Here is a 15,557-nt window from a genome sequence, read left to right on the forward strand (position 1 = left end):
GGCCAGGTATGAATGCAAAGTAAAGCTATCAACAGGAGCGTTATGGAAAAGATATGAAGTGAATCACAAATATATTAGCAATATGCGTTATGTAGTAGAAAAAAATGGGATTTAGGACACAATTATTTGAGGCATGAAAAAAGGGCGAAGATAATCTCCGCCCTTTTTAACAAGAAGATAAAACCTTACGCCGCTTTCGCTACCCCTTCCGCGTCAGCACGTTTCAGCACCGCGTAGGACAAGCCCGCCACCAGTGTACCCGCCACAATCGCCAGCAGGTAACCCAGAACCGGGGTGATTGCGCCAGGGATCAGCAGAACAAACAGACCACCGTGCGGCGCCATCAGTTTTGCACCCACCGCCATGGAGATAGCGCCGGTGATGGCCCCGCCGACGATACAGCATGGCAGAACACGCATCGGGTCACGCGCTGCGAAAGGAATTGCCCCTTCGGAGATGAAGCACAGACCCAGCACCAGCGCCGCTTTACCACCTTCACGCTGACCTTTATCGAACTTATTGCGCGCAACCAGCGTGGCTACGCCCATCGCCAGCGGTGGCACCATGCCTGCGGCCATAATTGCCGCCATCGGCGCGTAGGTTTGCGTACTGAGCAGACCCACACCGAACGCATAAGCCGCTTTGTTCACCGGGCCGCCCATGTCGGTACACATCATACCGCCGAGGATTGCGCCCAACAGGACGGCATTCGCCGTACCCATGGTTTGCAGCCAGTGCGTCAGGCCTGCCAGAATGCCGGCAACCGGTTTACCAATCAGGTAGATCATTGCCAGGCCGACGATCAGGCTGGACACCAACGGAATGATCAGAATCGGTTTCAACGCTTCCATGCTCGGCGGTAGTTTCAGCTTCGTGCTGATGGCTTTCGCCACATAACCGGCCAGGAAGCCTGCAATGATACCGCCGATGAAGCCGGAACCGGTGCTCACGGCTAACATACCGCCGATCAGACCCGGCGTCAGGCCAGGACGGTCAGCAATCGAGAAAGCAATAAAGCCCGCTAAAACCGGAACCATCAGGGCAAAGGCTGAACCGCCACCGATTTGCATCAGCGCGGCTGCCAGCGTGTCCGGCACTTCAAACGCTTTGATACCAAAGGCAAAGGAGAGTGCGATACACAGGCCGCCCGCGACCACCATCGGCAGCATGTAAGAAACGCCGGTCAGCAGGTGACGATAAGCGCCGCCGCCCTCTTTCTTCGCGCTGGCCGCAGCCTGAGTTTGACCGGTCGGTTGATAGGGCTTCGCTTCGGCAACGGCTTTATCAAACTCCTGCGCCGTTTTCTTCAACGCCAGGCCGGTCGAGGTACGGTACATCGGTTTACCGGCGAACTTCGCCAGGTCCACTTCGATATCCGCCGCTACGATAACCAAATCGGCCTGCTCAACTTCTTCCGGGGTGATGGCATTGCCTGCGCCCACGGAACCACGGGTTTCAACCTTCACCCACATACCGCGTTTTTTAGCTTCAGTTTCAATTGCTTCTGCCGCCATAAAGGTGTGCGCAACACCGGTCGGGCATGCGGTTACCGCCACGATGCGTTTTACCGCGCCGGAGGTTGTCGGTGCCGCAATGGCAGGCGCTTCGTAAGGCAGCGCATGGCCTTTCGCTTCCCCAAGGAACAGTTCCGGGTGCGCGACTGCGCGATTAATATCGCCCAGATACACTTTCTTCCCGACCAGCGCGCTGTCCGCCGGAAGGGTTGAACCCAGCACAATCACCAGTTCCGCATCGTTCGGGTTATCAATCAGTTCGAGCTTTGCTTTTTGCGCCGCCGCGCCCAGCAGGGTTTTCGCCATGTAGGCGCGAGCCTGTCCGAGTCCGGCATCAATAATCAGCAGCGTTCTCATGATTTATCTCCTGCTGTTAATTAAACGGTTGTAAGTCAACGCGCGCCATCATGGCCGCCAGTTGGGTACGGTCGGTAATGCCGACGTTGCTCTGGCTGACAGCCAGTGCCGCCACCGCCGTCGCCAGACGCAGCGTGTGCTCGCTGGATTCACGCATCAACAGGCCGTAAATCAGGCCGCCGACCATGGAATCGCCTGCGCCGACGGTGCTGACCACTTCCATTGACGGCGGTTTCGCGATCCACTCACCGGACGCATTCACCCACAGCGCGCCTTCTGCACCGAGTGAAATCACCACATGAGCGATACCCTGTTCACGCAGAGCGTGAGCTGCGTCGATCACGTCTTTCATTTCCGGCAGCTTGCGGCCTGCCCAAATTTCCAGCTCACGACGGTTCGGTTTTACCAGCCACGGCGCAGCTTTCAGGCCCGCCACCAGCGCTTCACGGCTGCTGTCGAAAATGATGCACGGACACTGACTGCGCAGACGCGTCATCCAGTCGGTAAACGCTTCCGGGCTGACGCCCGCTGGCAGACTGCCGCTTACGCACACCATGTCGAACTGCCCCAGCCAGCTCAGGGAATCGTTCACAAAACGTTCCCAGTCTGCGGCAGTCACGTCGAAACCGGAGAAGTTGAAGTCGGTGACTTCGCCGTCTTTTTCCGTCAACTTAACGTTAATACGGGTACGGCCCTGCACCACCTGAAAACGGTTAGCGATACCGAGTTCGCTGAACAGTTGCTGAAAACCATCCTGATTGTCTTTCCCGAGAAAACCGCCGACGGTGACATCAATGCCCAGATCCTTCAGCACTTTTGCAACGTTAATCCCTTTACCTGCAGCATGCAGGCCGGTGGTACGTACCAGGTTAACTTCACCACGTTCAATTTCTGGCGTGAAGCCAACCAGATCGTAGGCCGGATTCAGTGTGATTGTTGCAACGCGTCTGCTCATTTATGCGCCCTCCCCGAGGCCAGAGGCAATCGCCTCTCCAATTGCGTCCAGTGCCTGACGAGCATCGTCCCCCTGAGCGGTGAAGCGCAGGCGATGGCCTTTCTTCACGCCGAGTGCGACGACTTTCATCAAACTACGACCGTTCGCCGGTTTACCGCTGCCATCAAGGTTGGTGACGGTGATATCACTGCTGAACTGTTTGATTGTATTGACTAACATAGTGCCCGGGCGGGCATGTAAACCATGCTCGTTGCGCACCACAAATTCTTCGCTTAATACGTCTTCCGCTGCCGCGTCGTCGCTGGTCAGCAGCGCCAGCACGGTGGCGGCATCAGCTTTCAGCAGACGTTCAGCTTTATTTTCCAGCAGCAGATTGCTCAGTCGACTGAGCACGGCTGTCGGTTGATCGTCAGCCATGGCCACGGTAATTAACATCGCGGCCTGAGAGTCACCCACGCTGACCGGGCTTGCCGCGCGGCTAACCGCCACCGCGCTACGCAGGTTGCCGTTCACGCCATCGCTCAGCCAGATACCCTGACCAAGATTCAGCGGTTGTTCATTAATTGCGTGTGCAACGAATGCGCTATCCACCGCTCCGGCCTCTTTCAGACGCGCGGCGTTCAACGCCTGTAACGTCACCAGATCGTTGGCTGCAACATCCAGCGACAGCGTGTCGTTATCAAGCTTCAGCGATTCGCTCTGCTTTTCGCCCATCAGCAACGCACGCAGCTCTTCAGCGGTGGTGGCGCTTTTCAGCTGTTCAGCCACGGAATCATCGCTCAGCACGTGTGTCAGCTGACGTAGCAAACCAAGGTGTTCATCAGAGCTCGCCGCGATACCGATAGCCACATATGCCGTTTGCCCTTCTCCCCAGGTCACGCCCTGCGGAAACTGATAAACCTGGACGCCGGTTTTCAGCACCTGGTCGCGCGTGTCGGTGGTGCCGTGCGGAATGGCGATGCCATTACCTAAAAACGTGGACGTTTGTTGCTCACGCGCCAGCATCCCGGCGACATAGCCTTCCGCCACGTTGCCCGCACTGACCAGTGCTGAAGCAACCTGCCGAATAGCCTCTTCTTTATCCGCGGCCTGCTGACCGGGATGAATATCTTGAACAGATAACTGGAACATGGTTCTCCTCTCCTGCTGAATTGAATCGTTTCAGCCAACATGAGAAAAAAGGCGTCACCTTATATCAGAATTAAAGTCAGATGACGCTGAAACGTTTCAATGGAGTCTGTGCCTTTCTTAACCAGCCTGCAAGATAAGTTGAATTTCTGATGTTTAAAGTTAGATCTACAGCACATTTTATTAGCATTAATACCACAACTGCTGACACCTTAATCGCCAGGTTTTCAGGCGTCAGCAAAACGTCAGCTTGAGTGAGAATTATTTTGAAATGGCTTTTTAATTTTTATGTGCGGAATTTGATGTAGATGACTGTTCATTTTCTGAGTGGCGACGTAAACTCCCGCCTCCTGTCACGCTAGCGATTAAGAGATATGCAAAACAGTTCTGCCGCCGCTCCCCGACGTTCGTTTGATCTCACCTCATCGTCGTTTCTGATTGTTGCATTTTTAACCGGTATCGCCGGAGCGTTGCAAACGCCGACCCTGAGCCTGTTTCTGACTAATGAAGTTCATGCGCGCCCGGCGATGGTGGGCTTCTTCTTTACCGGTAGCGCGATCATTGGCATCCTGGTAAGCCAGTTTCTGGCCGGGCGATCCGATCGCAAAGGCGATCGCAAAAGCCTGATCGTGTTTTGCTGCCTGTTGGGTGTGCTCGCCTGCCTGCTCTTTGCCTGGAATCGTAACTACTTTATTTTGCTGTTTGTCGGGGTTTTTCTGAGCAGTTTTGGCTCCACCGCCAACCCGCAAATGTTCGCTCTTGCGCGCGAGCATGCAGATAAAACAGGGCGTGAAGCGGTCATGTTCAGCTCTATTCTACGTGCGCAGGTGTCACTCGCCTGGGTCATTGGCCCGCCGCTGGCCTATGCGCTGGCGATGGGCTTTGGCTTTACGGTGATGTATCTCAGCGCGGCGATGGCGTTTATTGTCTGCGGTATCATCGTCTGGTTTTTACTGCCCAGCATGCATAAAGGTAAAGGCACCACCGCCGGACACATAGAAGCGCCGCGCACTAACCGTCGTGATGCCCTGCTGCTGTTTACCATCTGCACGCTGATGTGGGGCACCAACAGTCTGTACATCATTAATATGCCGCTGTTTATTATTGAAGAGTTACATCTGCCTGAAAAACTGGCGGGCGTGATGATGGGCACGGCGGCGGGCCTCGAAATCCCAACCATGTTGATTGCCGGATATTATGCTAAACGCTTCGGCAAACGCTTTTTAATGCGTATCGCGGCCGTCAGCGGATTACTGTTCTACGTCGGGATGCTGACGGTCCACACACCCGTTTTACTGCTCGGCTTACAGCTACTTAACGCAATCTACATTGGTATTCTCGCCGGTATTGGTATGCTCTATTTTCAGGATCTGATGCCAGGCCAGGCCGGTTCAGCCACCACGCTGTACACCAATACGACCCGCGTCGGCTGGATCATCGCCGGGTCGCTGGCGGGCGTTGTCGCGGAAATCTGGAGTTATCACGCGGTGTTCTGGATAGCGCTGGTGATGTGTGTCATCACCAGCGGCTGTCTGATGCGCGTGAAAGATGTTTAATACTCTTTAAAAGCCAGCTCAAGGCGCGCCAGCAGCGGTTTAAAGAGGTAACTCAGGAAGGTCCTTTCGCCGGTTTTAATCGTGACGCTTGCCGGCATACCGGCTTTAATTTTGTAGTCTCCCAGTAGTTTTACACCTTCTCGTGAGACCTGAACTTCCGCCAGGTAATACGGCTGCTGGGTGGCTTCATCAATTAAGCGATCCGCCGAAACGGTCAGCACCCGAGCAGGCACTGACGGTAATAACGCGTGGTTTAGCGCCGGGAACAGAACATCCACCATTAATCCGGGCGCCATTTTATCAATCGCGTGCACCGGTATACGTGCGTCAATTTGCAGCGGTTGCCCGGCCGCAACAATATCCATCAGATGTTCCCCAGGCTGTATCACCCCGCCTATAGTACTCACCTTCACATCCAGCACCGTACCGTTTATTGGTGAACGAATTTCCGTATTATCCAGCTCGTGACGGGTTGAAATACGTTCATCCTCAAGCATTGAAAGCTCTTTTTGCTTCGAAGTTAATTCAGACTCCACCTCCTGCACGTATTCATGCCGCACCTGGTAGAGTTTGATTTTGATTTCGTTCTGCTGCGACTTCAGTTTGGCGATATTTAAAATATCCTCGGATATGCTGCCGGAGATTTCCGCCGCCTCCCGCTCCAGCACCAGCATCTGGGCTTTGGGATAATAGTTTTTCTCACTCAGAGAACGAATTGCGCCGAGTTCGCGGCTGATAAGGCTAAACTGATGGTCGCGGAATCCTTTGACTTTGTTGAGGTTATTTATCTGCCCGATCAGGCCTTCTAAATTTTCCTCAAGCATTGCCACTTCGTCCTGTACGGTTTTGCGCCGGGTTTCGAACAAGCGCGCCTGAAGCTGGCGGGCCTCCACCAGCCGTTTGCTTCCCGAAAACTGTTGTGTCAGCGATGCATCAAGAACGATGGCTTCTAGCCCATCACGTTCCGCAAGCAGGCGTTCTTCAATGGTTTTGGCTGACAAATACTGCGCGCCCAGCGCGCTGTAGCGCATCTCCAGCGGCGTTTTATCCAGCCGTATCAGCACCTGATCTTTCTTAACCGTATCGCCTTCCTTTACGTCGATAGCCGTCACGCGGCCACCGCTCAGGTGCTGGAGCGTTTTCCGGTTGCTGGATACGGTTACCGTGCCATCAGCCACCACCCCTGCATCAAGCGGCGCTTTTGCCGACCACAGCAAAAAACCGCCGACACCGAACAGTATGACCACAAGCCCTCGCAGCAACGGCGGCCAGATCCGGGTATCAACGCAGTCATCATCGTTTACGGAGTTCTGCTTTTTCATTTTCAGGCCTCGCGTTGGTCGTTATTAGCAGACGGTTCAGCCATTTCAGCCACCGGTTTTAGAACGTTTGCCTGACGGAGGCTGGCAAACACCTGGTCACGGGTACCGAACTGCTGCATCGCCCCGTCGTTGAGTAACAGCACTTTGTTGACCACCCCAAGCAGCGTCGGGCGATGAGAAATAATGACCGTGGTTTGCCCCTGATTGCGTAAGGTATTAATGGCTTTAATCAGCGCGAACTCGCCGGCATCGTCGAGATTGGCATTGGGTTCGTCGAGCACAATAAACGCGGGATTGTTATACACCGCTCTCGCCAGCCCGATTCGCTGACGCTGGCCGCCGGAGAGCTGATACCCGCCGACGCCAAGCGGGGTATCATAGCCCTGAGGAAAGCGGAGGATCATTTCGTGAACGCCCGCCAGTTGCGCTGCCGCGACGATCTTTTCACTGTCCATCAGCGCAAAACGCGAGATGTTTTGCGCGATGCTGCCATCAAACAGTTCGACGTCCTGCGGCAAGTAGCCTATGGCCGGGCCGAGCAGTGCTTTATCCCACTGGCAGATATCCGCGCCATCAAGGCGCACTTTGCCCGATAGCGTACCCCAGACGCCCACCAGCAGTTTCGCGAGCGACGTTTTACCCGAGGCCGACGGGCCGATGATCCCCAGCACCTCCCCGGCATCAAGCTGGAAGGAGATATTGCGCAGCGTCGGCGAACTCAGCCCCGGAGGCGCGGCGAACACATTTTCCACGCTGATTTTGCCCGTCGGGCGCGGCAGGGTGAGCACCGCTTTCGCCGCGGGATAGCTTTTCAGTAAGGTGGCCAACTGCTGCCACGCGCCGCGAAACTGCACAAACTGTTTCCAGCTACCGATCACCTGTTCAACCGGGTTCAACACGCGCCCAAGAATGATCGACGCGGCAATCATCAGGCCGGGTGTGATTTCCCCTTTAATGACCAGTAAGGCCCCGGCCCCCAGCGCGATGGATTGCAGCAGGATACGCACAAACCGGCTCAGGCCGCTTAAGTGCGCGATTTTATCCGCAATCTGCGTTTGCAGCACCAGCACTTTATTGTGTTGCTCCAGCCAATGATTTTTCAGCGTAGGGAGCATGCCCATCGCCTCAATCGCGTCCGCATTTTGCAGCTGCTTATTGAGTTTGCTGCCGTTATTTATCGTCAGCGCATGCGCCTGCTCAATCACACGTTTTGTTGATATTTCGGAAAACAGCGTCAGTGCGAACAGAATAATAATGCCCCCGGCAGAGAGGTAGCCAAGCAACGGATGCACAAGGAAGGCGATTAAGAGATAGAATGGTGTCCAGGGAATATCCAGCAACGCGAAAAGACTGTTTCCGGATAAAAACTGGCGCACCTGATCTAACTCCGCCAGCGCCTGGGCCGGGTTATTATCTCCGGCAATTATCTTGCGCTTAAAGGCGGCGTTAAAAACCAACTGGTTTAATTTTACATCCAGCCGATTGCCGAGGCGCACCATCACGCTGGCGCGCGCCGACTCAATCAGGCCAATGACGATATATAGCCCAAATATCAGCAAGGTAAGCATTAACAGCGTGGTGGTGTTTTTGCTGACCAGCACGCGGTCGTACACCTGCAACATATAAATTGCCGGAGCCAGCATAAGCATATTAATGACACAACTAAAAAACAGCAGCAGAGTAAAAGTGGAGCGAGTTCCTTTCAGCGCCCTGTTCAGTTCTGATTGCGTATGCTGGCCCGACATAATCTTCTCCTTATAACCGGTTAATATCGGATGCGTACCTTAAGCGTTATCAGAGAATAAAATCGCCGACGCTCATGGTATTGGCATTCACCCCATCCAGTGTGATGACATCGTTCCCGATAGTGATGGTGGCATCACCGGCAACGGTCGTGACACGCACCTGAGCCGCAAAGTTGGTGATGTTTAACAACCGCAGGTCGATGAAATCCTGTCCACCAGCCGCATTGCTGTCGAAACCGGAGATAAGGTCGCGCCCAAAGCTTGCAGAGAACGCAAAAGTGTCATTCCCGGCATCCCCGTTCATGGTGTCGTTTCCGGCCCCACCGTTAAGAATGTCGTTGCCTGCACCGCCCGTGAGAACGTCATTACCTGCGCCACCCAGCAGCGTATCGGTACCGCCGTCGCCCTGAAGGGTATCGTTACCGTCGCCGCCATCCAGGCGATCGCTGCCGTTCCCACCGCGCAGCAGATCGTTACCGCCAAGCCCGGAGAGCGAATCGTTGCCATTTCCGCCGGTCATGGTGTTGGCCAGTGCATTGCCGGTACCGGTGTAGTTACCGTTGCCGGTGAAGACCAGTTGCTCGACGTTATCGGCCAGCACATAACTGACGAGGCTGGTTTCCACCACATCCGTTCCCGCATTGACGCCTTCACTGACAACATCGCCCAGGTTATCCACGATATAGGTATCATTACCGGTGCCACCGGACATAGTGTCGGCATCCAGCCCTCCGTTCAGCGTGTCGTCTCCGGCTTCGCCTTCCAGGATATCCCGGCCCGCACCGCCATCGAGCGTGTCGTTTCCGGCACCGCCTATCAGCGTGTCATCGCCCCCCAGCCCTGACAGCACATCACTACCGCCCTCGCCGCGCAGAATGTCGCTTCCTGCGGTACCTGTGAGGTTGTTGGATTGATTGTTGCCAACGTTGAGATCGCCGACCACCTGCGTTGCCGCAGACGTCAGCACGACCGGCGGGTTGCCTTCGTCGTCACGGACAGTGACCATCACCTGTAGCGTCCGACCAACAACCGTCTGGGTCGGCGTATAGGTCGCGGCGGTTGCGCCATTAATGTTGACGAAGCCGTTGCCATTGCTCATTCGCCACTGGTAGCTGAAGTTACCGCCGCTTAGGCCGTCAGCGTCCGCAATCCCGGAGACAATGGCGGTCAGCGTCAGGCTCTCGGTTGGGGTCAAATCGTTAATGACCGGCAGCCCCGTGGTGGGCTGATTTCGCGGGGTAACGGCTTGTGTGGGCGACGAAATAATCCGCTCGGCGTCGCCCATACGGTCGGTGAAGCTGGCGACGACGCGTAACTGCGCGCCCTGTAACCCGTTAGGTACACGGAATTCAGGGCCAGTCGCCTGATCCAGCCATTGCCCTCCGCTCAGTGCCTGCCACGTCAGGGTGACCACGGTCGCTGCGGCAATCCCATTACCATCTCGCAAATTCGTGAGGTCGGCGCGCAGTAAATCCCCCTGCGAAGGCGTGGTGTCGCTGATGGCCAGACTTCCGGTCGCTGCCTGCGCAGTGACCCACAGTTGCTCGCCATCACCAAACTCCACTTTTTCGATGTTAAGCAACCGGTCGACGCCATCATCGTTGACCAACCCGGCTGCTGGTGTGGCATGGTCCACTCTCAGGCTGCCATCCGCCATGCGGGTAAAGAGGTAGTTACTGCTCAGGTCCCGATAAAGCGCAATATCCGTTTCCGTTCCAGCGCCTTCACGCAGAATCTCGCGCACCATCGTAATCTGGTTCGGTTTCAGGGTGCCCGCCAGCATGTAGGATTTCAGCTCATTCAGGCTATCGGCGCTGGTGACGCCCGCCAGGCCGCTTACCGCCAGACGGACGTTCAGCCAGGCATCGCCATCGATAATGTCATCGCCAGCCTTACCCATCATCCTGTCGCTGCCGCCGCCGCCGAGCAGAATATCGCCGCCGTTATCCGGGTTAAACACCACCGCATTCGGATTGTTGCTTCGCGCCCCCCCGATAACGCTCTGTAACCCGCTGATGCGATCGACCCCTTCCTGAGTCAGGTTGTTTGACAGCGGCACACCCTGAACAGGTGCGGTACCAATAGGTTGTTCGGTTCCTATCAGCACGTCGTTGAACTTCCAGCCTGACAGCCCTTCAACGAGGTCGAAGCGGTCTCGCAGAATAAACTCCTGCTGGTTTACGAAGATAGGAATGCCGAGATCCGAGTTCGCCCCATTAGGATCGCCCTTATGGATAGCCCAGTCGAACCCCGCCATGCCATTGTTACGCTGGATACCGGCACCCTGCACCATGATGTCGTCACCCGCTTCGCCATCGTAGTCGGTGTCGTTGCCCTGACCATTGAGAATGTCGTGGCCGATGATGGTGCTGTTGAAGAAGAGCTCAGAGTTCTCACCAGTGAGAGTATCAAAACCATCGCCGCCCTCCAGCCAGTCATCGCCTTCATTGCCCAACAGGGCATCGCCGCCAGAGCCGCCAAGCACGAAGTCGTTATCGCGTCCGGCGAAGACTTCCTGTGCATCTTCGCCCACCGACAGGAAATCGCTGCCGCTGCCACCGAAGATCAGATCGTTTCCGTTACCGGAGAAGATAACGTCGTGGCCTGCGTCTCCATGCAGGAAATCTGCCCCGCCGATGGGCGTGTTGGTGTCGGTAATGATGTCGTTTCCGTCGCCCCCGTGCACCACGTCAGCTTCATCGCCCCCGTCCAGACGGTCGTCGCCGCCATCCCCCCACAGGCTGTCGATACCTTTTCCGCCGATGAGGGTATCGTTCCCGGCGGAACCACCGAGCACCACGTGTCCGTCACCGGAGTATTTCAGATAAGCACCGTCGGATGCTCCATCACCATTCACATCGCCGGTAGCGGCACGACGTACCAGCAACGGCGTCAGCAAATCTTTCAGCGGATTGCCCCAGGTCGGGTCCGCATCCGTTTGCAGCGCGCGGTTCACTTCGAAGATGTAGTCCGCCGTCTGGAACAGGTGAGCCGGAAGATGTGACGACCCGGCAGCACCCAGGTCACTGTTACGCATCACCAGCGCCGAGAAGGAGTTCGCTTCCAGTTCGTTGAGCATATTCAGCCCCTGAGTGCGGCTGAGGTAGTAGAAACGGTCGCCGTCCTGCAACATCTCCATCTGGGTTTCAAAGACAAAGTTGAAGGTTGAGCCGAGCATGCCGCCAAACTCATTTTTCCGCTCTGCCAGGCCGCCAATCCAGAAATCAACATTATTCAGGCCTGATTCTTTTGTCGCCCAGTCGCCGGTGCTGTTGAAGAAATCCATGGCATCGGCGGGTGGCGAAGTCGTGTCATTGCCAAAGAGCAGGAAATTCACCGCCGCGCGTTTGCCCTCAATGGTTGACGCGGCAAGGATCGACTCATGCTGACCGTAGGCCGCCATAAAGTTGATGATTGACGCCGGATTTTTCAGGAACGAGGCGAAATCCGCCCAACTGGTATAAGGCCGCAGTTGGCTGTTTCCGCTCAGTTCATAGAACTGTTCACGCGCCTGATTCAGGGTTGGCATCCCGGTTTCACGCCCACGGGCGATGTTCAGCGCGCCTAAATCCAACGGCAGGCCGACCAGGTTATTACGTAGCGCATCGGTAATAAATTCATCGATTTCGTTACCAACCTGCCGTGACATTCCACGCACAATGGCGCCAATCGCCTGGTCGTCAGAAATGATTTGTCCATTAAATTCATTAAACGCTACCGGGTTCAGAAAAGCCTGAATAAGACCAACATCATCCCCCTGCATCGCCATATTGGTACGATCAACAGTTTCCGTCAGCATCGAGTGACCAAAACGGTAGACCACGTGGGCAAACTCGGCAAAAATCGCCGGGTTAATATCCGCGCTGTTCGAGAAGACAAACGGGTCGATGGCAGGCTGCACGGTACGGCCAAACTCTTCGAACACAAGGTGCTGATACTGCATTTCCGTGGCGAAGCGCGCGGCCTGGAACAGGTATTCACCGTTCCATTGCAGTGAAGTAAGATTCGCCGGAATCGCGGTTATCTGATGATCCGGCATCAGCCATTGATTGATGAGATCGACATCGTTGGTTGCCAGCAGCGTGTTTTTGTACTCTTCCACCAAACGGTTATGCTCGCTATGGAATACCGAGTGCACCGCCGTTAAGCCGATGTTTTCATTCCCACGTCCGTCGCCGGTAATAAAGTGGCGGGCAAGAAGTTCGTCATCATACGTGCCTGCAACCGGCGCACCGCCAATAGCGGTATCGGCATCGGCCGTTAGCCCTGCGGTAGGGACCGCACTGTGGGCAATATCATCAAGGAAAGCGTGCCCGGTGCGCAATGTTCCCGCTGGAAGTGGTCCGCCGTTGGCCTCGAACAGCCCGCCAGTAGTCACAATTTGTACCTTCCCATTTTCACTGAGGATCAAATTACCGTAGCGGTCTGTTGCCAGTAACGGAACATTAAATACATCCTGATCGGTTAATTTAATGCCCAGCAGCATTTCTGCCTGCTGTTTAACATCCGCCCAGGTCGCCAGGCCACCGTTGGCACCTTCTAATAAATGACCTGTTGGAACCGGTTTCCCATCTACCATGACATATTCACGAATAAATATTTGGTGGGAAGGATGAGAGGTATAGGTTTGGTTCTGGTCGATAAAAGGCGTGGTCAGGTTAACGGTATTATGATTTTCATCCACCTGCGAGCGTGTCAGGACCATAAAGTTAGTGCTGGAACCTGGAACAAATAATGGATCATCTTCCTGAAGAGGAATAAATACAATGCCATTTCCCGCTTTGGGAATTAAATCCAGACCATGGTCAAAGAATTGGCCAAAGAACGTCATCCAGCCATTAAATGCCGGGGATAAACCGATATCAGGCGAGAGGTTAGGAATGGATAAACTGCCATTATCTGATACCGTTCCGCCGCCAGGAGAACCCGAAAGTTCTTCATGCGCCTCAATTGCCGCCGGGTTTGAGTCGGTCTGGTCTGAGATCAGATTACTGATAATACGTGGGTCTGCGTCAATAACCGTTGCACCATTCAACTGGGTGTAGCTGGTCATTGCGTCGGCATCCGCCCAGTTGATAGTCGTCAGCCTCGGCATAGTTTGATCGGCAGAACCATACAGTTCCTGCCCCGGTAACAGGTTGTTCCAGGAACCATCGACAGTGCGTATCCCATACGGTAACAGAGGGCTGGAGACGAGGTCGCGCAGGAGATCGCCATTGATACTGCCATCAGTATTGGTTGCTGCTTCGGAGATCTTGATTTGCTTCAAAATAAATTCAAGATCGTGCAGTGTGACGGTGAAATCATATTGTGAGGCCATAACCATTACCTCTTTATTAATTAACATGTTTTGCGCTTTCCCTGCACTGTGTAATGACAGGCGGAAAAAGAGCGAGCGGGAGCAGATAAAATCAATTATCTGTTACTATTGCAACTTCCCTTTTGTCATTAATGAATATCTTGTTAACTCAAGATAATAATTGAGAGGTAAGCGTTATCTCCTGACAAAATGCTTAAGTGAAACCGTCATATTTAATCACTAGTGGTGATGAAAATTAAATATACAGGCAGACTGAAGCCTCAACAGAAGTGAGTACGTAAAAAAACAGTCATTACGTTAATTTATAAAAAAGTATCGCTCATATTGATTACCAGACTAATATAGTTGCCACGCGTTATTATTGTAATATTAAATATGAAGGCTCACTACTTTCTTAGTATCATACTTTTTCATTAAAAAAGGGCGATGAATACTCATTTTGTCATATATCTTTCAGAGCGCTAACTTAATGAGATTGAATCATTTTTTTGGTGAATATATTTATTGATGTTGTCGAGAAATATTCTCAATAAACGAGCGGGATACACACGCATTGCTCCATAACAATCTAGTTACGGCAGCGTATCTTCTTCCAGTTTGAGCAGATAAACCATCGCCTCATCACGATGCGTTTTACACATCTCACGCGCGGGTTGCAGGCCCCCGCAAACCAGAGGACGTTCCGGCATGCCAAAAATCTTACACAGATTATTATCCGCAAGCTGGATGCAACGGGTATTTGCAGGCTTGCCATTTGGCATGCCTGGGATCGGGCTGGAGATAGACGGCGCGATGCAGCAGGCCCCACAATCCGGGCGACATTCCATAATGTAGACTCTTATCAGGGGCGCAATGGCGCGCACAGTATCACCTTTTAGCGGAAGATAGCAAAACCCTTCAATTCCTCTTGCCTGAAAGGCCCGTCGCGAGTACTTTTACGCGATATTTTTGACACCCTTGTACACAGGATAAATGCAATGCCAAGAGCGAATGAAATTAAGAAAGGTATGGTGCTGAATTACAACGGCAAATTGCTGATTGTTAAAGATATTGATATTCAGTCACCGAGCGCCCGTGGCGCTGCAACGCTGTATAAAATGCGTTTCTCCGATGTGCGCACCGGCCTGAAAGTTGAAGAGCGTTTTAAAGGCGACGATATCCTCGATACCGTTACGCTGAACCGCCGCTTTGTTGACTTCTCTTATGTTGACGGTAACGAATACGTCTTTATGGATAAAGAAGACTATACCCCGTACACCTTCACTAAAGATCAGATTGAAGAAGAGCTGCTGTTCATTCCTGAAGGCGGCATGCCGGATATGCAGGTTCTGCTGTGGGACGGCCAGCTGCTGGCGCTGGAACTGCCGCAGACCGTTGATCTGGAAATCGTCGAAACGGCACCGGGCATTAAAGGTGCGTCTGCGAGTGCACGAAACAAACCGGCTACGCTGACCACCGGCCTCGTTATTCAGGTTCCTGAATACCTGAGCGCGGGCGAAAAAATCCGTATTCATATTGAAGAAAAACGTTATATGGGTCGCGCGGACTAATCGCGATGCCTACGCCTGATGCGCTTCGCTTATCAGGCCTACAAGGTCGGTGCAATTCATCAAATTGTTTTCACTTGTAGGCCGGGCAAGCGCAGCGCCCCCGGCGAGCA

The 15,557-nt window shown here is 54.0% G+C and carries 9 protein-coding genes; 2 read left to right on the top strand and 7 right to left on the bottom strand.

Annotation, left to right across the window (positions count from 1 at the left end):
- Positions 1-185: 185 nt before the first annotated feature.
- The 3 genes from fruA to fruB are packed head-to-tail and all read right to left on the bottom strand — an operon-like array spanning position 186 to position 3,957.
- On the bottom strand, positions 186-1,871 hold the full coding sequence (gene fruA, locus NMC31_RS08355) for a PTS fructose transporter subunit IIBC (RefSeq protein WP_253897592.1): 1,686 nt from the start codon (positions 1,869-1,871) through the stop codon (positions 186-188).
- A gap of 16 nt (positions 1,872-1,887) precedes the next feature.
- The gene (gene fruK, locus NMC31_RS08360; protein WP_108473649.1) at positions 1,888-2,826 is read right to left on the bottom strand and encodes a 1-phosphofructokinase; all 939 of its coding nucleotides are present in this window, start codon (positions 2,824-2,826) and stop codon (positions 1,888-1,890) included.
- On the bottom strand, positions 2,827-3,957 hold the full coding sequence (fruB, locus tag NMC31_RS08365) for a fused PTS fructose transporter subunit IIA/HPr protein (protein ID WP_253897593.1): 1,131 nt from the start codon (positions 3,955-3,957) through the stop codon (positions 2,827-2,829).
- Between the two features lie 371 nt (positions 3,958-4,328).
- On the opposite strand from fruB, the gene setB reads away from it, so the two are divergent.
- On the top strand, positions 4,329-5,510 hold the full coding sequence (gene setB / locus NMC31_RS08370; RefSeq protein WP_253897594.1) for a sugar efflux transporter SetB: 1,182 nt from the start codon (positions 4,329-4,331) through the stop codon (positions 5,508-5,510).
- Here the strand turns inward: setB and NMC31_RS08375 are convergent.
- The 4 genes from NMC31_RS08375 to NMC31_RS08390 all read right to left on the bottom strand — a co-directional run bounded on the left by NMC31_RS08375 (position 5,507) and on the right by NMC31_RS08390 (position 14,724).
- Entirely contained in the window at positions 5,507-6,832 is a 1,326-nt protein-coding gene (locus tag NMC31_RS08375; RefSeq protein ID WP_253897595.1) for an HlyD family type I secretion periplasmic adaptor subunit, read from the bottom strand. The two genes, setB and NMC31_RS08375, sit on opposite strands and share 4 nt — an antisense overlap.
- Before the next feature lie 2 nt (positions 6,833-6,834).
- On the bottom strand, positions 6,835-8,577 hold the full coding sequence (locus tag NMC31_RS08380) for a type I secretion system permease/ATPase (RefSeq protein WP_253897596.1): 1,743 nt from the start codon (positions 8,575-8,577) through the stop codon (positions 6,835-6,837).
- A 49-nt stretch (positions 8,578-8,626) separates the two neighbouring features.
- Positions 8,627-13,897: a peroxidase family protein gene (locus tag NMC31_RS08385; protein ID WP_253897597.1), complete on the bottom strand. Its 5,271-nt coding sequence runs from the start codon at positions 13,895-13,897 to the stop codon at positions 8,627-8,629.
- A 572-nt stretch (positions 13,898-14,469) separates the two neighbouring features.
- Complete coding sequence (locus tag NMC31_RS08390) at positions 14,470-14,724, bottom strand: YkgJ family cysteine cluster protein (protein WP_253897606.1); 255 nt, start codon at positions 14,722-14,724, stop codon at positions 14,470-14,472.
- 150 nt (positions 14,725-14,874) lie between these two features.
- Here NMC31_RS08390 and yeiP point away from each other — a divergent pair, with 150 nt between their 5' ends.
- Positions 14,875-15,447 (top strand): elongation factor P-like protein YeiP, encoded by a 573-nt coding sequence (gene yeiP / locus NMC31_RS08395; protein WP_149462066.1) that lies wholly within the window; start codon positions 14,875-14,877, stop codon positions 15,445-15,447.
- Positions 15,448-15,557: the final 110 nt, after the last annotated feature.

It is taken from the genome of Pseudocitrobacter vendiensis (genome assembly GCF_943590815.1).
In the GTDB taxonomy this organism is placed as follows: Bacteria; Pseudomonadota; Gammaproteobacteria; order Enterobacterales; family Enterobacteriaceae; genus Pseudocitrobacter; species Pseudocitrobacter vendiensis.